At 73.0% G+C, this 19,614-nt stretch carries 17 protein-coding genes and 1 pseudogene; 13 read left to right on the top strand and 5 right to left on the bottom strand.

Features of this window, described 5'->3' with window-relative positions:
* Positions 1-959: 959 nt before the first annotated feature.
* Together IF00_RS0112080 and IF00_RS0112075 are read right to left on the bottom strand one after the other, a co-directional pair.
* Positions 960-2,309 carry a PASTA domain-containing protein gene (locus IF00_RS0112080; RefSeq protein WP_030317258.1) on the bottom strand — a complete coding sequence of 450 codons (1,350 nt, stop codon included), beginning with the start codon at positions 2,307-2,309 and terminating at the stop codon, positions 960-962.
* A gap of 266 nt (positions 2,310-2,575) precedes the next feature.
* Entirely contained in the window at positions 2,576-4,057 is a 1,482-nt protein-coding gene (locus tag IF00_RS0112075) for a hypothetical protein (protein WP_030317257.1), read from the bottom strand.
* A gap of 379 nt (positions 4,058-4,436) precedes the next feature.
* On the opposite strand from IF00_RS0112075, the gene IF00_RS0112070 reads away from it, so the two are divergent.
* The 13 genes and pseudogenes from IF00_RS0112070 to IF00_RS46400 form a co-directional block, all read left to right on the top strand.
* Positions 4,437-6,074: a sensor histidine kinase gene (locus tag IF00_RS0112070; protein ID WP_063740650.1), complete on the top strand. Its 1,638-nt coding sequence runs from the start codon at positions 4,437-4,439 to the stop codon at positions 6,072-6,074.
* Positions 6,074-6,475 (top strand): roadblock/LC7 domain-containing protein, encoded by a 402-nt coding sequence (locus tag IF00_RS0112065; RefSeq protein ID WP_017236514.1) that lies wholly within the window; start codon positions 6,074-6,076, stop codon positions 6,473-6,475. The genes IF00_RS0112070 and IF00_RS0112065 overlap by 1 nt, the downstream gene beginning before the upstream one ends.
* Positions 6,472-6,825: a DUF742 domain-containing protein gene (locus tag IF00_RS0112060; RefSeq protein WP_030317245.1), complete on the top strand. Its 354-nt coding sequence runs from the start codon at positions 6,472-6,474 to the stop codon at positions 6,823-6,825. The genes IF00_RS0112065 and IF00_RS0112060 overlap by 4 nt, the downstream gene beginning before the upstream one ends.
* A complete protein-coding gene (locus IF00_RS0112055; RefSeq protein WP_030317243.1) occupies positions 6,806-7,435 on the top strand; it encodes a GTP-binding protein in 630 nt (209 codons plus the stop codon). The genes IF00_RS0112060 and IF00_RS0112055 overlap by 20 nt, the downstream gene beginning before the upstream one ends.
* Positions 7,432-8,664: a cytochrome P450 gene (locus IF00_RS0112050; RefSeq protein ID WP_030317241.1), complete on the top strand. Its 1,233-nt coding sequence runs from the start codon at positions 7,432-7,434 to the stop codon at positions 8,662-8,664. Before IF00_RS0112055 ends, IF00_RS0112050 begins: the two co-directional genes overlap by 4 nt.
* Positions 8,661-9,902 carry a cytochrome P450 family protein gene (locus tag IF00_RS0112045; protein ID WP_051820126.1) on the top strand — a complete coding sequence of 414 codons (1,242 nt, stop codon included), beginning with the start codon at positions 8,661-8,663 and terminating at the stop codon, positions 9,900-9,902. The genes IF00_RS0112050 and IF00_RS0112045 overlap by 4 nt, the downstream gene beginning before the upstream one ends.
* A gap of 730 nt (positions 9,903-10,632) precedes the next feature.
* The gene (locus IF00_RS0112040; protein ID WP_030317237.1) at positions 10,633-11,889 is read left to right on the top strand and encodes an NAD(P)/FAD-dependent oxidoreductase; all 1,257 of its coding nucleotides are present in this window, start codon (positions 10,633-10,635) and stop codon (positions 11,887-11,889) included.
* Positions 11,886-12,665 (top strand): DUF1365 domain-containing protein, encoded by a 780-nt coding sequence (locus tag IF00_RS0112035; RefSeq protein WP_037638004.1) that lies wholly within the window; start codon positions 11,886-11,888, stop codon positions 12,663-12,665. The genes IF00_RS0112040 and IF00_RS0112035 overlap by 4 nt, the downstream gene beginning before the upstream one ends.
* On the top strand, positions 12,662-14,005 hold the full coding sequence (locus IF00_RS0112030) for an SAM-dependent methyltransferase (protein ID WP_051820124.1): 1,344 nt from the start codon (positions 12,662-12,664) through the stop codon (positions 14,003-14,005). The genes IF00_RS0112035 and IF00_RS0112030 overlap by 4 nt, the downstream gene beginning before the upstream one ends.
* Positions 14,002-14,817, top strand: coding sequence for a DUF1295 domain-containing protein (locus IF00_RS0112025; RefSeq protein WP_030317232.1), 816 nt, complete (start codon positions 14,002-14,004; stop codon positions 14,815-14,817). The genes IF00_RS0112030 and IF00_RS0112025 overlap by 4 nt, the downstream gene beginning before the upstream one ends.
* Positions 14,814-15,482, top strand: a complete 669-nt coding sequence (locus tag IF00_RS0112020; RefSeq protein ID WP_078944637.1) for an alpha/beta fold hydrolase — start codon at positions 14,814-14,816, stop codon at positions 15,480-15,482. The genes IF00_RS0112025 and IF00_RS0112020 overlap by 4 nt, the downstream gene beginning before the upstream one ends.
* Before the next feature lie 347 nt (positions 15,483-15,829).
* Positions 15,830-17,839: a hypothetical protein gene (locus IF00_RS0112015; RefSeq protein ID WP_063740649.1), complete on the top strand. Its 2,010-nt coding sequence runs from the start codon at positions 15,830-15,832 to the stop codon at positions 17,837-17,839.
* Positions 17,840-17,990: 151 nt separating this feature from the next.
* A pseudogene (locus tag IF00_RS46400) lies at positions 17,991-18,089 on the top strand (IS5/IS1182 family transposase); the annotation flags it as partial.
* A gap of 109 nt (positions 18,090-18,198) precedes the next feature.
* Here the strand turns inward: IF00_RS46400 and IF00_RS0112010 are convergent.
* From IF00_RS0112010 to IF00_RS0112000, 3 genes are all read right to left on the bottom strand, one after another.
* The gene (locus tag IF00_RS0112010; RefSeq protein WP_030317224.1) at positions 18,199-18,669 is read right to left on the bottom strand and encodes a hypothetical protein; all 471 of its coding nucleotides are present in this window, start codon (positions 18,667-18,669) and stop codon (positions 18,199-18,201) included.
* Between the two features lie 304 nt (positions 18,670-18,973).
* Complete coding sequence (locus tag IF00_RS0112005; protein WP_030317222.1) at positions 18,974-19,345, bottom strand: toxin Fic; 372 nt, start codon at positions 19,343-19,345, stop codon at positions 18,974-18,976.
* 13 nt (positions 19,346-19,358) lie between these two features.
* A complete protein-coding gene (locus IF00_RS0112000) occupies positions 19,359-19,580 on the bottom strand; it encodes a hypothetical protein (protein WP_030317221.1) in 222 nt (73 codons plus the stop codon).
* Positions 19,581-19,614 lie beyond the last annotated feature (34 nt).

The following is a 19,614-nucleotide window of genomic DNA, read 5'->3' as shown; positions in this document are numbered from 1 at the left end:
GGTCAGCCGAACGTCGTTGCGGCAGGCGGCGGGATCACCGGCAGGTGATCGACGGACCCCCTGCGCCGGGTACGGACCGGCGTGCAGGGGCGTTACCTGCCGAACGGAGAGTACGGCCGCCCACGCCCGCGTCGCTCTCTGCGGAGTCGTCCCTGCTCGGCAGTGCGAACCATGGGCCACATTCTTGACCAGCAGCGGAGGCGTATTCCGCCTGGGCAGACCGGCTCTCCATGATGATCGCCGCCGAGAACGCGATAAGTCCCTTGGTCCGCCCTGTGCGCACATCGCCGGATGCTCCTCCGAGCCCGAGCCCGAGCCCGAGCCTGGCCCGAGGACCTGGGCGTCGTCTGGGTCACTCCTGCGAACCGCAAGGCCGAACAGCAGGGCAACGGGGCCTGGCTGTCCGGCGATACGCTGGTCCACAGCCGATTCGACGCAGTGCGGCTACGACGCCCGTACGGGCGAACGGAGTTGGGAGTACGTGCCACCCGGCCGCTCGGCGGTCTGCCACGGTCCCGCCGACAGGGGCGACTCGGTCCTGGTCCTCACCCGCGATGGGGACGGCGCTCCCTACGCGGCCAAGGGGGAGCCTGCGCCACCGCCGTCGCGATCCACATGAAGAACGGCCGCGAGATCTGGCAGGTCCCTCCGGCCGCCGGCGAGTCCGGGCTCCATCGCCTCCGGCCCTCTCCGGTGTCCGTCGGGAGCGGCGTCGCCGTCCTGCTCACGCAGAGCGAGCTGCACGCCGTGGACGTTCCGGTGGGCACGATCTTCGTGTACGGATGCCGACCCATCGGCGCCACCACGACTCGTACCCGGCACGGAGCAGGCCCTTCACGGCCTACGAACGCCGCTGACCGTCGACCCCACAGCCGATCCCTCGCGCCGCTCCTGATGGGACCGCGACGCGTTGATGAGCTCCGACGGCGCCCGCCCGGACGGGCGCCCTGGTGACGCGCTCAGCCGGAGCGGTACCCCCACCGGGCCGCTCCGTCCTTGCCCATGAAGCACTTCGCCGGACGCCCGTCGGACGTCGTGGCAGTGGCACCCACGGGGGAGCAGAACTGTCCGAATCCAACGCCGGAGCCGGTGCCGGAGCCGCCGCTCGTGCCGTCCGAGCCTCCGGAGGAGCCGTCGTCCCGCGACTCGTCGCCGCTCCCTCCCGACGTACCGCCGTCCGAGGCGGAGTCACGGGACGGCTGCGCACGTGGCTTGGGGTGCGAGGTCGCCTGCGAACCCGACTCGGGCTTCGGCTTCGGCTTGGGCTTGGGCTTGGGCTTCGGGGCCGGGGTCGGGCTGGGTGCGGTGCAGGGGACGCTCGGGCCGATCAGCCACAGGTCGACCTGTGTGGTGAGGGGCACCTCGATGCCCGCCTCCGGCTGCTGCCGGCAGACCCGCCAGTCCGCCAGGCCCTGGCTCCGGTCGTCCAGACGCTGCCCGGTGTGCGCGTGGAAGCGCGTGACGCGGTCGAGGTCGAGCGTGGCGAGCGCCCGCGACGCGGCATCGAGCCGTTCGCCGACGAGGTCCGGCATCAGCACACGCCGAGTGCCGTCCAGTTGCGAGGGACACAGTTCCGCCTCCGGAACGGCGTAGAGCGTCAGAGTCCCGTGGTACCCGTCGGGCCGTTCGCCAGGGGAAGGGTTCTGGAAGCAGACACGCCAGCCGGCCTGAGAGGCCGTCACCGACCGGTACGCGGACGAGGCGTCGGCAGCCCCCACCCGCCATGCCCCGCGGCGCGCCGTCGCAGCGGCGGCGGCCAGGGAGGCCCCGCGGAAGTCGGGCACGGCCGGCGCGTGGTCCGTCCCGACCTGTGCCACGGCATCGGGCTGCCCGGGCCCGCTCAGCCCGGCGACCAGCACCGCGACGGCCCCCGCGACCACCGAGACCGGGTGCCGCCGTATCCATGCGGAGGTCCGCCTGCCGCCGCCGGGACGCAGGGGCGAGTCCGGGGGCAGAAGCGTTCCCGACGCTTCCAGGAACTCTCCCTTCGGATCGAGCTTCGAGCCGTGCAGCTTGTGTGGTTTGCCGTCCACCAGGATCTCGACGGAGTCGAACATCCCGTACGCGCTCCGCAGGATCCGCAGCGGTCCGGCCACACGGCTCGCCTTCGGCGCCAGAAGGTTCCGGAAAAGGATGAGCCCCTTCCCGGTGAGCACGGCGTAGCCCCAACCGTCGTGATAGACGGACCGGACGACCTCACCCGCCCCGAGCTCCTGCAGCAGGACTTTCTTGTGACTGTCGGAGAGGGAGATGCTCTCGCCCGACGCGGCTGCAGCGGTCCTCGGGTCGTCAGCCAACAGATCGGACACACGCTTCCCCATGCTCGGAGGTACGACAGACGGCCCGAGAGGCCGCGCGGCGGTCCCGGACGTACGGGATGGTAGTCGCCGCCCGTCAAAAGTCCCTGGTCCGGGCCTCTGTCCCGCCGATTCCACGCCCACACTCCCTGGGGCGAGCGGAGGCGGGCTGGTCGTCGCGGCAGGCGTGAGCTCGTCGACACGGACTTGGCAGTGAGCCCGTTGGGGCTCGACCGGTCGCTGCGGCAGACGTTGATGCGTCGTCGCCTTGTGGGCGCTCAGTTGGCGGCTTCGCTGAGACAGCGGTCGAGGAGTGCGTGCATGCGGGGGACGGGAAGGGACGGGTTGGCCGCGGCGCCCTCCGCGGTGCGCGGGTCGGCGAGGAGGGCCTCCAGAGCCTCCGGTGTCAGGCTCGGGTTGGCGGCGGCTGCCCTGCACACCGACTCGTCGGGGTCTTCCACCGGGGGCACGGGCAGGATGGGATCGGCTGCGGCCAGAGCCCGTACCTCGGGATCCGGGTGGTCTACGAGGTGGGTGAGGCCGGTGCGCGGGAAGTCGGGCAGGGTCAGCAGGTGCGGACGGTGGGCCGGGCGGGTGACGAAGACGTCCAGGAGGAGGTGTGGCGGGGCGAGCGGGTGGTGGCAGGCCAGCCGGATCCGTACCTCCTCGTCCTCGTCCTGTGCGAGTGTCGCGACGAGTTCTGCGGGCAGGCCGGGCCGGCTCGCCGCTACCCGGCGGAGCACCGGTTCCTCGGACACCGCGCAGGCGGCGAACCAGTCGGGGGACGGGTCGGTGGCCGGCTCAGGGATCGGGCAGGTGCAGTCCGGACCGTGGCCGAGGACCCGGCGGATCTCCCCGTACTCGGCCCAGGTGCGGGGGAAGGGGTGGAGTCGTGCGCGCATCCGCACGTACGCGTCCGGGTCGTCCCTCAGCTCCGCCACGAGGTCCGGTCCCACGTCGGGCCGCGCGGCGACCATCGCGCGGACCTTCGCCTCGGGGTGGCGGGCGAGTCGCGCGACGGCGTCGGCAGGGGTGTGCCGGTTCCAGGTCAGGGGCTGCACCGTGCCGTCGGTGAAGCACTGCTCGACGAGCGCGGGCGACAGGACGCACGTGCCGAGCGTGTGCGGTTTGCTGAGCGAGCCGATGGACGGCAGCTGGGCCTCCACCCGTTCCGGGTCCAGCTCCCAGCTCCCGTCCTGCGCCGCTTGACGGACCTCGGGGTCCGGGTCGTCGAGGAGGGCCTCCCGCTGCGCCGGGGTGAGCGACTGCCACCTCCGGGTGGCCCGTATCCGGAGTTCGGGGTGCTCGCTGGCGGCCATGGAGTGGTGGAAGGACCGGGGGATCTGCCGGGACGAGTCGAGCTCCGCACTGATCTCGTTCTCGGTGAGCATGCCGTCCTCGCCACCGTCCCGGGCGGTCAGGAGGGTCACGATGACGTCGTCCGGCAGCGGTCGGACCCGTCGGGGGAAGTGACGGGGGCCGGCTGCGAGCCACCCGCGGACGAGCCCGGACGGGTCCGTCGCCAGGGGGGCGAGCCGCGCCGGGTCGACGTGCCGGTTGCGGGCGAGCGCGCGGCGGATCTTCTCGGCCGGGTGGTGGAGGGCCGCGTCGATGACGGCGTCAGGTAGGTCACGACCTTCGCACATCGAAAGGCCGGTCTCACCGGACGCCGGGTCCACCAGGCGTATCAGGACGTCGGAGGGCGCCGCCGGATTGAAGGCGATGCCGCGCAGCCACGGTTCATGCAGGGAGTCGGACACCGCGTCATCCTGCCACCTCGATGCTGGGACCGGGCCGCCCGGACGGCCGTCTCGCCCCGCGCATCGCAGCGTCGCCGCTGCTGTGGCGTCGTGAGAGACGACCGCGATGACGGTGCCGAGTACGCGCGAAGCCCCACCATCCGCAGCGCCGGGGCGTGTAGGGCGGAGTGCGGAACCGAGGGAAAGTCAGGAAGCGCTTACCCCGCGGTACTTCCTGCGGGGCCAACAAGTTCGGACCTTCTTGGGCGCAGTACGGGAAAAGTATGCTCGCCCATGAATGCCGATCCGATCACAAGAGTTCCGAACTGATCAACAACACATCTATAGTGCCGTCGTTGCGACTCCCTTCCCCGTGTGCCCGCTCCCGAGAGTCTGGTTGATGTCGGCGTCACCCACCCCCTTCCGTCCTGCCCTGACCGCCTCGCTGCTGACCGCCGCCGCGGGCGGTGCCCTCGCCGCGGCCGCAGTCGCCGCGGCACCCGGCGAAGTCCGTGAGCCGCTCGGCTGGTTCGCCGCCTGCGGCGTCCTCCTGCTCTCGGCCGCGGCCTTCGCCGTGACCTGGTACGGGCGAACCGCGCGCGTACTCGCCCGGAGGTCCGAGACCCTCGCCGCCGAAGTCGCCTCCAAGGACGCGTACCTCGCCGGATTCCAGGCCACCGCCGAACGCGAGGCGGCCGTCCTCAAGGACCGCCACGACGCGGAGACCGGCGCCTCCCGTGCGGCGCACGCCGCCCAGGCCGAGGAGATCGCCCGGTCCCACGCGGCCGAGGTCGCCGTACTGGTTCGGGAACACTCCGCGGAGACCGCGCGGCTCGAAACCCGGCTGCGGCGCGCCGAGTCCGGCCGGTCCGCCGCCATGGCCGCCGCGGCCAACGCCGCCGGACGCATGCAGGCCCTCGCGACGAGCATGCTCGCCGACCTCCGGGAGATGGAGAACCGGCACGCCGACGAGGACGTCCTCACCGACCTGCTCCACCTCGACCACCGCACCGCGCAGGCGGGCCGGCTCGCCGACTCCGTCGCCGTGCTCAGCGGGGCCAGGTCCGGCCGGCGCTGGGCCCGCCCCATCGTCATGGAGTCGATCCTCCGCGGCGCCATGGGCCGGATCAGCGGCTACCAGCGGGTGCGGCTGCACTCCAGCAGCGACGCGGCCGTCGCCGGGCACGCGGCCGAGGGCGTCATGCACGCCCTGGCCGAACTCATGGACAACGCCGCGAACTTCTCGCCGCCCACCGCCGAGGTGCACGTCTACGTCGAGGAGGTCCCGGCCGGCGTCATCATCGCCATCGAGGACAGCGGCCTCGTGATGAGCGACGTGCAGCAGCGCCGCGCGGAGGCCGCCGTCGGCTCCGCCCCGCAGGACCTGGCCGGCCTCTCCGGCACCCGCCTCGGCCTCGCGGTCGTCGGCCGGCTGGCGCGCAAGCACGGCCTCACCGTGTCGTTCCGTCCCTCCGCGCGCGGCGGCACCGGCGCCCTGCTGATGCTGCCGCAGGAGCTGATCAGCCACGCACCCGCGGAGCCGGCGGCCACGCCCGCCGACACGCTGCCTCCGGTCTCGGGCCGCGGCCTGTCCGTGCCCGCCACGACCGGCGCCCCGGCCACGGCCCGCGAGCCCGAGACCGTGCACGACAGCGCGGCCGAGAGCACCGGCGAGCACCCGCGCTTCGGTGAGAGCGGCCTGCCCCAGCGCCGCCGCGGCCGGGCCATGGCCGCCGCCCACCCCGAGGGGCCGCAAGCCGCCGCGAAGGCGCCCGCCGAAGGGCCGCGCACCGGCGCGGCCGCCGGTGCGGCGAACCGCTTCGGCACCTTCCGCCGCGCGGTCCGCGGCACCACCGACCGGCCGGACGGCGAGCCTGAGGGCGGCCCCGCGCCGGAGATCGCGTCCGCCCCCGACGCGTCCGCCGGCGACGACCGTCCCGGCTCCCCCTCCGTACCCACCGATCCCGCCGGCCCGACGTCCGCTCCGCGGACGCCGTCACCGACCTCGAACCCCCCGTACCCGGAAGGCACCTCGTAATGACCGGCTCCACCACCGACGAGAAGCTCAGCTGGCTCCTCGAGGGCCTGCTGGAACGCACCCCGGGCACCCGGCACGCCCTGGTGCTCTCCCGTGACGGCCTGAAGCTCTGCCGCACCCCCGAGCTCTCCGTCGACCAGGCCGACCAGCTCGCCGCGATCGCCGCCGGCATCCAGAGCCTGTCGCACGGTGCCTCCGTGGAGTTCGGCGACGGCACCGGCGGGGTCCGCTCCGCGATCGCCGAGTTCTACGGCGGCATCCTCTTCATCGTGGAGGCCGGCGAGGGTGCCCACCTCGCCGTCGTCGCCGACGAGGACGCCGACGCAGGCCTCGTGGGCCACAACATGTCGGAGCTGGTGGAGCAGTTGGGTGAGCACCTGGTCGCGAGGCCCCGGGGATGAGCCGCGGCAGGCCGGGCCGGGACGACTCCCCCGACCGGCTCTACACCCTGACCGGCGGCCGCAGCCGCGCCGGGTCCGACGCCTTCGACCTGGTCACGCTGGTGGTCTCCGAGAGCGACCCGGTCCCCGGCATGCAGTCGGAGCACGCCGCGATCCTGCGTATGTGCAGGTACCCCACCGCGGTGGTGGAGGTCGCGGCCGGGCTCGGTCTGCCGGTGTCGATCACCCGGATCCTCCTGGCCGACCTGCACGACACCGGCCGGATCAGCGCCCGGCATCCCCGTGCGTCGTACCGCCTTCCCGATCACGACATCCTGGAGCAGGTGCTCGTTGGACTCCGTAACCTCTGAACAGCGCCAGACCCTGCACAGCACCGCCGACAACGGATTGAAGATCGTCGTCGTCGGCGGATTCGGAGTCGGCAAGACCACCCTCGTCCGCTCGGTCAGCGAGATCCGTCCGCTGAACACCGAGGAGACGATGACGCAGGCGGGCGAGACCGTCGACGACACCGCCGGGGTCGCCGCCAAGTCGGCCACCACGGTGGCCTTCGACTTCGGCCGGATCTCGCTCGACACCCACAACGTCCTGTACCTGTTCGGGGCACCCGGGCAGGAGCGGTTCTGGTTCCTGTGGGACCGGCTGTTCTCCGGGACGCTCGGCGCGGTGGTGCTCGTCGACACCCGACGGCTCGCCGACTCCTGGTACGCCATCGACCGCCTGGAGCACCACGGGACGCCGTTCGTCGTCGCCTGCAACGACTTCGGCGGTCCCGCCCACACCCCCGCCCAGATCCGCGGGGCCCTCGACCTCGCCGACGAGGTGCCGCTGGTCTTCTGCGACGCCCGGTCGCGCGAGTCCAGCAAGCAGGTCCTCATCACGCTCGTCGAGCACCTGCGGACCGTCGTCGCCCCGGCCGCACGGCCGGTCCCGCAGCCGATCCCGGAGCCCACCCCGTGACCCTCCCCGAGCACCCGCCCGTCCCCCTGAGCGGGCCGCGCTTCCAGACCGACCCCACCGAGCTGTACCGGCAGATCCGGCGCGAGCACGGCGCGGTCGCCCCCGTCGTGCTCGACGGCGACGTACCGGCCTGGCTGGTCCTCGGCTACCGCGAGCTCCACCAGGTCACCAGCGACCCGGTCCTCTTCTCCCGCGATTCCGAGCTGTGGAACCAGTGGGACTCCATTCCGGCGGACTGGCCGCTGCTGCCGATGATCGGCCGCAAGCAGCCGTCCATCCTCTACACCGTCGGCGAGCGGCACCGCGAGCGCGCGAACGTCATCTCCACGGCCCTGGAGGGGATCGACCCGTTCGTGCTGAAGGAGCGGGCCGAGCGCTTCGCCGACGAACTGATCGACGCGCTGTGCGGCAAGGGGGCCTGCGACATCATCGCCGAGTACGCGATGCTGCTGCCGGTACGCGTCCTCGCCAGCGTCTACGGCTTCTCCGAAGAGCAGGGGCCGGGGCTCGTCACCGCCCTGAACGACATGATCAACGGCCAGGAGGGCGCGCTGGAGGGCCAGCGCCACCTGGCCGAGTCCATGTTCGCCCTGCTCGCCGCGAAGGCCGAGGAGCCCGGCGACGACGTCGCCTCCCGGATGCTGGGCAACACCGACGGCTTCACGGTCGAGGAGGTCGCCCAGGACCTCATGGTGATGCTGGCCGCCGGCCACCAGCCCACCGCCGACTGGATCGGCAACTCGCTGCGGCTGATGCTCACCGACGACCGGTTCGCCGCCTCGCTGTCCGGAGGCCGCCACAGCGTGGGCGAGGCGATGAACGAGGTCCTGTGGGAGGACACCCCCACCCAGAACGTCGCCGGCCGCTGGGCCTCGCGCGACACCCACCTCGGCGGACGCCGGATCGGCCGCGGCGACCTGCTGCTGCTGGGCCTGGCCGCCGCCAACTCCGACCCGCACGTGCGCGCCGACGCGGGCGGCCGGCTCACCGGAGGCAACAACGCCCACCTCTCCTTCGGCCACGGCGAGCACCGCTGCCCCTTCCCCGCGCAGGAGGTCGCCGAGACCATCGCCCGCACGGGGATCGAGGTGCTGCTGGACCGGCTGCCGGACGTCGACCTCGCGGTCCCCGCGGCCGATCTCGCCCGCCGCCCCTCCCCCTGGCTGCGCGGACTCACCGCGCTCCCCGTGACCTACACCCCGACCCCCGCCCTTGGAGCCCTCGGATGACCTGCCCGCACGCCCACGCCGCGTCCACCGCCGACGCCATCGCCCTGGACCCGTTCGTCGCCGACCTCGACGGCGAGAGCGCCCGGCTGCGGGCCGCCGGCCCGCTGGCCCGTGTCGTCCTGCCCGGCGGTGTGGCCTGCTGGGCCGTCACCCGCCACGCCGAGGCGCGGCGGTTGCTCACCGACGCCCGCCTGGTCAAGGACATCGACGTCTGGGGGGCCTGGCAGCGCGGCGAGATACCCATGGACTGGCCGCTGATCGGCCTCGCGAACCCCGGCAAGTCGATGCTGACGGTCGACGGCGACGAGCACCGGCGGCTGCGCACGCTGGTCGCGCAGGCGCTGACCGCGCGCCGGGTGGAGCGGCTTCGAGAGGGCATCGAGGCCCTGACCACGGGCATGCTGGACCGGCTCGCGGAGCGTCCGGCGGGTGAGACCGTCGATCTGAAGGCGGAGTTCGCCTACCCGCTGCCGATGAACGTGGTCAGCGACCTCATGGGCGTCGACCCGGTCGACCACCCGCGGATGAAGGCCCTGTTCGAGAAGTTCTTCTCGACGCAGACGCCGCCCGAGGAGGTGCCGCAGATGATGGCGGACCTGGGCACGCTGTTCGCGGGGATCGTGGCGGGCAAGGTCGAGAAGCCCGGTGACGACCTGACGAGCGCGCTGATCGAGGCGTCGGAGGGCGGCGACCGGCTCACCACGGAGGAGATCACCAACACCCTCCAGCTGATGGTGGCGGCCGGGCACGAGACGACGATCAGCCTCATCGTGAACGCCGTCGTGGCCCTGGAGACCCACCCCGAGCAGCGTGCCCTGGTCCTCTCCGGGGAGGTGCCGTGGGCGAACGTGATCGAGGAGACCCTGCGCTGGTCGACGCCCACCTCACACGTGCTGATCCGCTTCGCCACCGAGGACATCGAGGTGGGCGACCGGGTCCTGCCGAAGGGCGAGGCCCTGATCGTCTCGTTCGGTGCGATCGGCCGGGACGAGGAGCAGCACGGCCCGACGGCGGGCTCGTTCGACGTGACGCGTACGCCGAACCGCCACATCTCCTTCGGTCACGGCCCGCACGTCTGCCCGGGTGCCGCCCTCTCCCGTCTGGAGGCGTCGGTGGCCCTGCCCGCCCTGTACGCGCGTTTCCCGGGGCTGCGTCTCGCCGTCGCGCCCGAGAAGCTGCGGAACAAGCCGGTCGTCACGCAGAACGACCTGTTCGACCTCCCGGTCGTGCTGGCCTGACGGCCGCACCGAGGGGAGGGAGCCCGGCAGCCCAGCGGCCGGGTTCCCTCCCCCGGGGCGGGGAGGGGGCGGAGAACGCCCGGCTCTCCGCGCCCGAACCCGTTCACGCGGTCGTCCTGAGCCCGGGACGCCCGGGACGGCAAGTCTCCGCGCCCGAACCCGTTCACGCGGTCGTCCTGAGCCCGGGACGCCCGGGACGGCAGTAACACCTCTACCTTCAGTCCGAGCAGCCTCGGCCGTTGACGGCCCCCTGCTCGTCGCGCCCCCGCCGGGCGCCGTCTGCGGGCCGGTGTCGGCCGCGACAGGACGAGCCGTCCGGAGCGCCGCAGCCCCGCTGTTCCAGCCCCGATGCTCATCGCACCGCACGGTGCCGCGCGGGACCACGCTCCCCACGCACCAGCGCGCACGCGTCGCTCTGACCGTTCAGGCCGTGCTGAAGCGCCGTCACCCCGACCGTCGGCAGGCCCCGGCCGGGACTGATCCCAGGCTCCCTCTCCCCCTCCTCCGCCCGGTCATCACGGGTCCTCTCCTAGCGACGCACAAACGATGCGCCTTGAGGTGCTGCCGTCATTCGCCGGAGTCTGAGGAGGTACAAAGCATCCGCCCAGACACCGCGGGCCGGAGGAGACGTGGAAACCGCCACCCATCCGAACGGGCCACGGCACCGAATCACCCATGAGAACGCGCCGCACGCCAATGTGCGGACGCGCCGTGACGCGAGGGGGAACGAATGGACCGGCGAACCGTCGCGGTCGTCGGGTCGGGCGTGGCCGGCCTGACAGCCGCTCACGTGCTGTCGCGGACCTACGACGTGGTGCTCTACGAGGCGGACGCCCGGCTCGGCGGGCACGCGCACACCCATGAGCTGCCGACCCGGCAAGGCGGCACCGTACGTGTGGACACCGGCTTCATCGTCCACAACGAGCGCACCTACCCGCAGCTGCTCCGCCTCTTCCGCGAGCTCGGTGTCGCCACCCAGGACGCCGAGATGAGCATGTCCGTCCGGTGCGACGGCTGCGGCCTCGCCTACGCGGGCGCCCGTGGCGTCCGCGGCCTGCTCGGCGGCGGCAACCTGCGCCGCGGTCGCCATCTGAGGATGCTCGCCGACGTGCCGCGTTTCCACCGGGCCGCCCGCCGACTGCTCGCCGCCGCGGACGACAGCCAGACCTTCGGCGCGTTCCTGGCGCGCGGCGGGTTCTCGCCGTACTTCGTGGGCCACTTCGCCGTCCCGCTCGTTTCCGCCGTGTGGTCGTGCGCCCCCGACACCGCGCTCCTGTACCCGGCGGCCCATCTCTTCCGGTTCCTCGACCACCACGGGCTCCTCTCCACCACCGGCTCGCCGCAGTGGCGGACCGTCACGGGAGGCTCCGGCGCGTACGTCGAGAAGGTGGCCAAGCACCTTGCCGCCGTCCGCACCGCCACCCCGGTCCGCGCGATCGAACGTGGCACGGACCGGGTCCGCGTCACCACCGAGGACGGCGAGTCCGAGACCCACGCGGCCGTGGTCGTCGCCGTCCACCCCGACCAGGCCCTGCGGATGCTCACCGACGCCACCCCCGACGAACGGCGGGTCCTCGGCGCGTTCACGTACTCCCGCAACCCCACCGTGCTGCACCGGGACACCAGCGTGCTGCCGGCCGGGCCACACGCCCGGGCCTCGTGGAACTACTGGCTCCCCTCCTGCGACGCGCGCCCCGGGGCGGTCAAGGTCAGCTACGACATGAACCGGCTCCAGCGCCTCCCGGTGGACGAACCCCACCTCGTGACCCTCAACGCGGACGGACGCGTCGACGAGAGCACGGTGCTCGCCCGCATGGTGTACGAGCACCCCGTCTACACGCCCCGATCGGTCGCCGCCCAGCGCGAACTGCCCGGCCTCGCCACGTCCGTGACCGCCTTCGCCGGCGCCTACCACGGCTGGGGGTTCCACGAGGACGGCTGCCGTTCCGGAGTCGAGGCGGCCCGTGCCCTGGGGGTGACCTGGTGACCACCGCCGGCGCCACACCCGCCGCACCGGCCGCGCCCACCTCTCCCGTCACGCCGGCGCTCTACCCCTGCGAGGTCGCCCACACCCGCGTCCAGCCCGTGCGCCACGCCCTGCGGCAGCGCACGTACCTGTGGCTGGTCGATCTCGACGCCCTGCCCCGACTGCCCCGCCCCCTGCACACGCTCGCCCGCTTCGACGCCCGCGACCACTTCGGCGGCCGGGCACCCACCCTCCGCGCAGGCCTCGACGCCTACCTCGCGTCCCAGGGCGTACGGAACGCCGACGGACGGGTGCTGATGCTCGCCCACGCGCGCGTGCTCGGCCATGTCTTCAACCCGCTCACCCTGTACTGGTGCCACGACCGGACCGGCAGTCCCGTCTGCGTCGTCGCCGAAGTCCACAACACCTACGGCGGTCGGCACTGCTACCTCCTGCGGCCCGACGCCGCCGGTCGCGCCGACGTCGCCAAGGACTTCTACGTCTCCCCGTTCTTCGACGTCGAAGGCTCCTACCGGATGCGGCTGCCGCTGCCCGGCGAGCGTCTCGATCTCACCGTCCAACTGCGCCACGGCGACGGAAGCCGGCCCCTGACCGCCACCGTCCGCGGCCACCGGCGGCCCGCCGACACGCGAGGCCTGCTCACCGCGGCGCTGCGCCACCCGTGGTCCACCGCCGCCGTCAGCATCGGCATCCGGTGGCACGGGATCCGCCTGTACCTCAAGGGACTTCCCGTCCGTCCCCGTCCCGTCCCGCCCACCCGAGAAGGCATGCTGTGACCGTCTCCGTCCCGCCGGCCGCCCCTCGCGTCGCGGCCCTCGGCCGCACGCCCGTCGATCCGGAGCGCTGGCCCGACGTCGCCCGCCTCCCGCGCGCCTCGGCCCTGCGCACGGCCGTCGCCAGGCGGCTCCTCGCCCGTGCCTTCGCCCGGCTGCCACTGCGGGCGGACCACGGTCGCCCGCCCGGCACCGTCCCCCGCCCCACCGCCGGCGAGGCCGGCACCGGAAAGGCCGGCCCACCCACCCTGACGCTGCACGACCCGGCCGCCTTCCACCGGCGGATCGGCGCCGACGGGCTGATCGGCTTCGGAGAGTCGTACATGGCGGGCGAGTGGGACAGCGACGACCTCGTGGGCCTCCTCAGCGTGCTCGCCGCCCACGTGGACGAGCTCGTACCGGCACCGCTGCGCCGGCTCAGGGGCGCATGGGTCCGTCGCCGCCCGGCCCGCGACCGCAACACCCTCGAAGGCGCCCGCGACAACATCCAACGGCACTACGACCTGTCGAACGACCTGTTCGCCCGCTTCCTCGATCGGAGCATGACCTACTCCGCCGCCGTGTTCGACACCCTGCCCGCCACACCGGACGCGTTCACCGCGGCGCAGCACCGCAAGATCGACCGCCTGCTCGACCTGGCCGACGTCGGCGGGGGAACCCGGCTCCTTGAGATCGGCACCGGCTGGGGCGAACTCGCGATACGCGCCGCGTCCCGGGGCGCCGACGTCCTCACCGTCACGCTCTCCGAGGAGCAGCGCGCGCTCGCCCTGCGCCGGATCGCCGAGGCCGGCCTTTCGGACCGGGTACGCGTCGAACTGCGCGACTACCGGCAGGTCGAAGGCCGGTACAACGCCGTGGTCAGCGTCGAGATGATCGAAGCCGTCGGCGCCGAGTACTGGCCCACCTACTTCGCCGCCCTGCGCCGTCTCCTCGCGCCCGGCGGAGCCGTCGCCCTGCAGACCATCACCATGCCGCACGAGCGGATGCTGCACACCGCCCGCACCCACACCTGGATCAGCAAGTACGTCTTCCCCGGCGGCCTCATCCCGTCGCCGGACGCCCTCGCCCACGAGAGCGCCACCGCCGGCCTGAGCATCACCCACGACACCGGCTACGGGGCGCACTACGCCGAGACGCTGCGGCTCTGGCGGGAGACGTTCCTCCAGGAGTCGGCGGCGGTCGGCGCACTCGGCTTCGACCGGACCTTCCAGCGCATGTGGGAGCTGTACCTGGCCTACTCCGAGGCGGGCTTCCGCGCGCGCTACCTGGACGTCCGCCAGCTCCGCCTCGTCGCCACCGATGGCCCCCTCGTCGCGACCGACGGCCCCGGAGCATCCCGATGAACGCGTCCGCGCTGGCGGTCAACCTGGCCGCGTCGGCCGGAGCGGCCCTCACCGTCATGCTGGTGACCTTCGCGATCGCCTCGGTGAAGGGCGTCCACCGTATCGTCGACATCGCCTGGGGCGTCGCGTTCACCGCCGTCGCCGTCGTCACCTGGGCCCTCTCCGCCGGGTACGGGGACGACGGCCGGAGACTCGCCGTCACCCTCGCGACCAGTCTGTGGGGGCTGAGGCTCGCCTTCCACATCGCCCGCCGAGGCCGTGGCCACGGCGAGGACCCGCGCTACGCGAAGATGCTCGCCCGGGCCTCCGGCCATCCGGCGCTCTACGCACTGCGCACCGTCTATCTCCTCCAGGGCTCCCTCGTCTGGCTCGTCTCCCTTCCCGTCCAGGCTGCGGCCTACCTGCCCGAGGGACCGGATGCGCTGCTCACGCTCGGCCTCGGCCTCTGGGCGGCGGGCCTCGCCTTCGAGACGGTCGGGGACCACCAGCTCGCCCGATTCAAGTCCGACCCGGCGAACCGCGGACGGATCATGGACCGGGGACTCTGGAGCTGGACCCGGCACCCCAACTACTTCGGTGACTTCCTGGTCTGGTGGGGGCTCTATCTGTGCGCCTGCGCGAACTGGCAGACTGCTGTCATCGTCCTGGTGTCACCCCTGGTGATGAGTGCCCTGCTGATCTGGGGAAGCGGCAAGCGGCTCCTGGAGGCCCACATGGCGCACCGCCCGGGTTACGCGGCCTACGCCGCCCGTACGAGCGGCTTCCTGCCTCGCCCGCCCCGCCGGCCCGTCCACCGGACCGAAGCCCGATGACGCCCGAGGCCACCTCTGCGGTCCGGCACGGCGACGCAGGCTGTCTCGTCGTACGCAGCGCGCCGGCCGTCCCCGTCGCGGCCGTGCTCCTGCTGCACGGCGGTCGCTCCGAGGGCCTCGGGCCGCCACCCCCGGTCAACCTGCCCGCCCTCCGCATGCGCCCGTTCGCGACCGCCGTCGCGCGTGCGCTCGCCGATCGGGAGGTGCTCGTCGCGGAGGTCCGCTACCGGCACCGGGGCTGGAACGGCGCCCGCCGTGACGCGGCCCTGGACGCGGCGGCAGCGCTCGTGCGGTTGCGGGAGCGGGCCGGACGGATCCCCGTCGTGCTCGTCGGTCACTCGATGGGCGGCCGCGCCGCGCTGAGCGCCGCCGGCGACCCGATGGTGCGCGGTGTGGTGGCCCTGGCTCCCTGGTGCCCGCCGGGTGAGCCCGTCGGGCACCTCGCGGGACGCGCGATCCGCGTCCTGCACGACGAGGCGGACCGGATCACCTCCGCCCGGGAGTCCTGGGACTTCGTGCGCAGGGCCCGGGAGGCGGGCGCCGAGGCGGTCGGGATCCGGATGGCCACCGGAGGGCATTCGATGCTCCGGGGCGCCACCCGCTGGCACCGCCTCACCGCCGAGATCACCTCCGCGCTGCTGCCCCTGGCCGAGCCAGGCGGCTGAGGCCGGCGGGGGCCGGATCGCGCGGGCCGGACAGGCGCGCGAGCGTGCTGCTCGCCCGGCACGCAGGCGAGCAGGACCCGCGCTGTGCCGGCCGCGGTGCTGCCTCCCGAGCCGGCTTTTCGCGACCGCGGCGGCTTGTTCCCTACGACGTCGTGGCCGCTGCGTCGTAGGGAACACGCCCGCCCCCGGGCAAGGGCCCGTGGTGCCGCCGCAAGTCGCCGCGTGTCGCCTCTGCGCTCCCTCCCCCAGAGTGACGCACAAACGATGCGAGTGCGGCTTCCGCCCCGGGGCACCCCCAGAGCACCCGTCCGAGGTGACCGGTCCCTGCGCCTCTCGTTTGCACAGTCATGCAGTCCCACGACACCTTCCCCAGCACCGACATATCCTCCGCCGCGCCCCCTCGCCCGAGTCGGAACGATGCCGAGGCGGCGCTCGTCGAGCACTATCCACGGCTCGTCCGGCTCGCCCACCTGATTCTCCCGCCCGCCCTCGGCAGGCACCGCCGGGTGCTCGCCGCGCACGCGCTCGTGCAGAAGTCCCTCGCGGCGGCGGCCCCCTCTCGTCCCGGCCCGACACCCGCACCCACGGTTCCCGCGCAGCGCGGCGAGCCGGGACCGGTCCTCGTCTGGCTACGGCAAGGCGTCGTGTCCGCCGCGCTGCGGGCGGCCTCCCGCCCCCGGTGGTCCCTCGGGCGCACCCCGCTTCCCACCGTCATGGGGCTGAGGCTCTTCCCCCGGGCCGGCAGCGACGACGAGCTCGCGCTGGAATCCAGACTGGCCACGATGACCCCTGACGCACGGGCCGCCTTCGCCCTGCGCGTCCTCGAAGGACTCACCGCGCAGTCCGCAGCCCTGCTCCTCACCGCCGCGGGCGTGCCCACGCCCGACGAAGCCCTCCACGCCGCCGAGCGCCTCCGCACCACCGTCGGCACCGATGCCGAATCGCTCCTGCACGGCGCGGAGTTCGACCCCTGCACCGTGCAGGCACGACCGACGGACCTGCTGCGCCGCCGGCACCGGAAGCGATTCACCGCCCTCGTTGCCGCCGTGCTGCTCGTCGCGTCCACGACCGCCGTACTCACCCTACGCCCCGAGCCGCCCACCCCGCCGACGCCGTCGCCACCCGTCACGGCCCTCGCCGCCGCGGCCGCCCGCGCGACCGACCCCGGGCTCCTGCTCCGCACCCCCGCCGACCGATGGTCCGACACCGCTCGCGTCGACCTGACCCAGTGGCCCGCCCGCGGAACGCGGACCGGCGACACGGCCCTGCTGTCCCGCGCCCTCCACGCCTGGGCTCAGAGCACCGGCGACCGACCCGGCGTCCGGGTGAGCGTCACGCCGGGCACACCGACGACCCCGCCCGCCGCACCGGCCCGGCTGCTCTTCGCCGGCACGGTCGACGGCTCCGCCATCGTCCTCCTGCACGACGGCGGCCGGATCATCCGGTATGCCGAGCCGTCGACCGGCCGGGGCGGGGCGGTCCTCGAACTGGCCCGGGCGGACGACTCGGACGTGACCACCGGCGCGGCCGTGGCGGTGAGCAGAACACGACTCGGAGCACGGTTCCTGCTCGCCCCCTGGATCGACGAGAGCGCGGTGCGCGACCTCCTCCGGCCCGACGTGCCCGCCCGGCGGCTGGCCGTCTCCGTGGACGGCGTCACCGACCCCGTACCGGAAGCGCCGGGCGACTGCCGTCGCCTTCCCGCGCTGCAGGTGCGGTCCTCCACCCGGATCGTCGAGGACCACTCCTTCCTGCTTGCGGACCTCGGGGAGCTCAGCCCCGCGCACCTGACGTGGTCCCCGGCACCGGGGACCGGAGCCCCGGCCCGCCAGCCGCGAGAGGCGACGTCGGCGGCGGGCCTCGCCGCCTGGGCCCGTACGGCCTGCGCGCTGCCGGGATTGCGGGGCACCGGCGTACGGGCCGTGAACCGGTGGGAGTTCGCCCGCCAGGCCCTTCCGGAGCGGGCCGGACGCGCCACCTGGACCTGCACGCGCGCGGAGAACTGGGACGGGCACGGCCGCGTGACCGTGGCGTGGGAGGGGGAGGACGCACACAGCCGGCCGGTACGGGTGCCGGGCCCGGCACGCGAGGACACGGCGGCGTGCAGTCGCTTCGGCCAGCATCTGTTGGCCGGCACGTACTGGACGGCGCCGTCCGGGGCACGCTACTTCCTCGCCGCCGGGAGCCGCGCCGTGACCACGGTCACCGCCCGTGGTCCCGTCTCCGCCACCGTACGGGGACAGGTCCTGGCTGTCCGCACGAACGCGGACGGCCAGGTGCGGCTGACCGGCACGGTGCCTGGTTCCGGTGAACTGCGGGGCTGGGAAGAGGCCGAGCGGTATTCGGGCGGACCGTGACGCGAGCGGTGACCGCGAGGTGCGCCCCGTTGCGGCGCACCTCGCGGTCACGCGGCGGGGTGGAGGTGGGCGTGCGGGCGGGGCATCAGTCCGGCCGCGCCCGGTCCGGAATCGGGCCCGGCGGGGCAGCTGCGGAGGCCGCCCGCCGGTCTTCGACCGCGAGACCTCCAAGTACCGCAACGTCGTGGAACGACGCTTCAACCGCCTCAAACAGTGGCGAGGCATCGCCACCCGGTACGACAGAATCGCCGGCCCCTACGAAACAACCGTCACCGAACAGCCGTCACCCTGGCTGCACTCCTCGCTGGGAGTGAAGCTTGCGCCCGTCTCCTGTGGTGCCGCCGAGGAGATGGTCACGATCAACGCGTGTCGAAACCAAGACGATTCGGGATATCGCCCATGGTGCAGAGCGCCGTGACCTGCTCCTCCAGACAACTCAGGGCGTCCGTGAGGGAAAGTTGATCGATCCGCTCGAAGTAGAGGGTGTGGACGTCGGCGCCGAACTCTCCGAAGGGCCGTTCAAGGTAGACATCCACCGTGGCTTCAACGATGCACCCGGCCGATGTCATGGTCACACCTGCCGAGAACCGCAGCTCGCTGACCTCAGCATCGCCCTCCGCGAAGAAGCTGAAGCGATGGTAGAGCCTCAGTTCAGGTCCTGCGGCGTGCCTTTCGATCACGATGTCGTGCACCAGCCCGGAGTCATCCCCGAAGGTGTGCGCGACGTAGAGCTGAGTGGTGAAATCACCCAGTTTCTTGTGCAGCCGGTACATCACGGTCAGCAGGAGAGCTGTACTTTCGGCATCGTCCGCGCCGGAGACGTTCAACATCGGTGAATCATCACCCAGGCACTGCGGCGCCGGCACCTAGGTCTCGTCCACGGCTGCCCCGTCCTCCGCGCGGGTCAGCCCGACCTCACGGGCCGTCGTCCTTTTGACGACACGCCATAGCGCTCAGCGCTCAAACTGCCCCGCGGGCTTCGACGGCGCCCGTCCGCAGCCTGCTCCCGCATCTGCCGAAGCTGCGACTGCTGTCGCATCGACTCCGCCGTGCCCGTACGCCTGCCACGGCTCGGCAAGCTGATCTTCCAGCTCACCGAGATCTGATCCGGCTCCCCTGGGACGAGCCGGTGGGTCAGCGAACCCATTCCTTGAGGACCACGGCAACCTGCCGGACGTCGACCCGGCCTTCGGCAACCTGCTCGACGAGGTCGATCGCCTCTTCCGCCGTCACGTCGACCGGATACCCGCAGGCGTGGAGGTAAGCAGCCGCGACGACCACGCCGTACAGCTCGTTGGAGTGCTCCAGGGCGGGGACGCGGACGAGCTGTTCCAACAGGGCGGCCGCACGGTGGTGCGGGCGCTCGTAGACCGGGACGTCCATGACGCGGAAGGCGTGGCGGGCGCGGGCGGCTTCGAGCGAGCCCCAGTCGGCGATCTCCGGATCGCCGGGGATCTCCTGCTGGGCGATTTCGAGCAGCCAGGAGAGATCGACCGTGAGTATCACGCGCAGGCCGCGATCAGGCCGCGTCGGCGCCGGCGGGGCGGCCGAAGTGCTTCGCGAAGGCCTGGCCGTGCTGGGCGACGAAGGACCGGGCGCCTTCGACGAACCGTGCGCGGGTCAGGTCGGCGTCCAGCACCCGGCCCGCGTAGTCCTCGGCGGGCACGTGCTTCTCGGCTGCGACACGCTCCAGCGCCTCGTACGCCTCATCGCTGATCTCGATCCTGATTTCGCGCGCCATGAGGACCACGGTAGCGGCCCGCCGCCTGATGCGG

It is taken from the genome of Streptomyces flavochromogenes (assembly GCF_000717595.1).
GTDB classification, from domain to species: Bacteria; Actinomycetota; Actinomycetes; order Streptomycetales; family Streptomycetaceae; genus Streptomyces; species Streptomyces flavochromogenes.
The sequence above is the reverse complement of the archived record's forward strand: the minus strand, read 5'-3'. Positions and strand labels throughout refer to the sequence as shown.

Bases quoted from the DNA above. Each gene is read 5' to 3' on its own strand.
- IF00_RS0112045 (WP_051820126.1), top strand. From the start codon at position 8,661: ATGACCTGCCCGCACGCCCACGCCGCGTCCACCGCCGACGCCATCGCC.
- IF00_RS0112010 (WP_030317224.1), bottom strand. From the start codon at position 18,669: ATGTTGAACGTCTCCGGCGCGGACGATGCCGAAAGTACAGCTCTCCTG.
- IF00_RS0112000 (WP_030317221.1), bottom strand. From the start codon at position 19,580: ATGGCGCGCGAAATCAGGATCGAGATCAGCGATGAGGCGTACGAGGCG.
- IF00_RS0112040 (WP_030317237.1), top strand. From the start codon at position 10,633: ATGGACCGGCGAACCGTCGCGGTCGTCGGGTCGGGCGTGGCCGGCCTG.
- IF00_RS0112020 (WP_078944637.1), top strand. From the start codon at position 14,814: ATGACGCCCGAGGCCACCTCTGCGGTCCGGCACGGCGACGCAGGCTGT.
- IF00_RS0112025 (WP_030317232.1), top strand. From the start codon at position 14,002: ATGAACGCGTCCGCGCTGGCGGTCAACCTGGCCGCGTCGGCCGGAGCG.
- IF00_RS0112065 (WP_017236514.1), top strand. From the start codon at position 6,074: ATGACCGGCTCCACCACCGACGAGAAGCTCAGCTGGCTCCTCGAGGGC.
- IF00_RS0112060 (WP_030317245.1), top strand. From the start codon at position 6,472: ATGAGCCGCGGCAGGCCGGGCCGGGACGACTCCCCCGACCGGCTCTAC.
- IF00_RS0112070 (WP_063740650.1), top strand. From the start codon at position 4,437: ATGTCGGCGTCACCCACCCCCTTCCGTCCTGCCCTGACCGCCTCGCTG.
- IF00_RS0112015 (WP_063740649.1), top strand. From the start codon at position 15,830: ATGCAGTCCCACGACACCTTCCCCAGCACCGACATATCCTCCGCCGCG.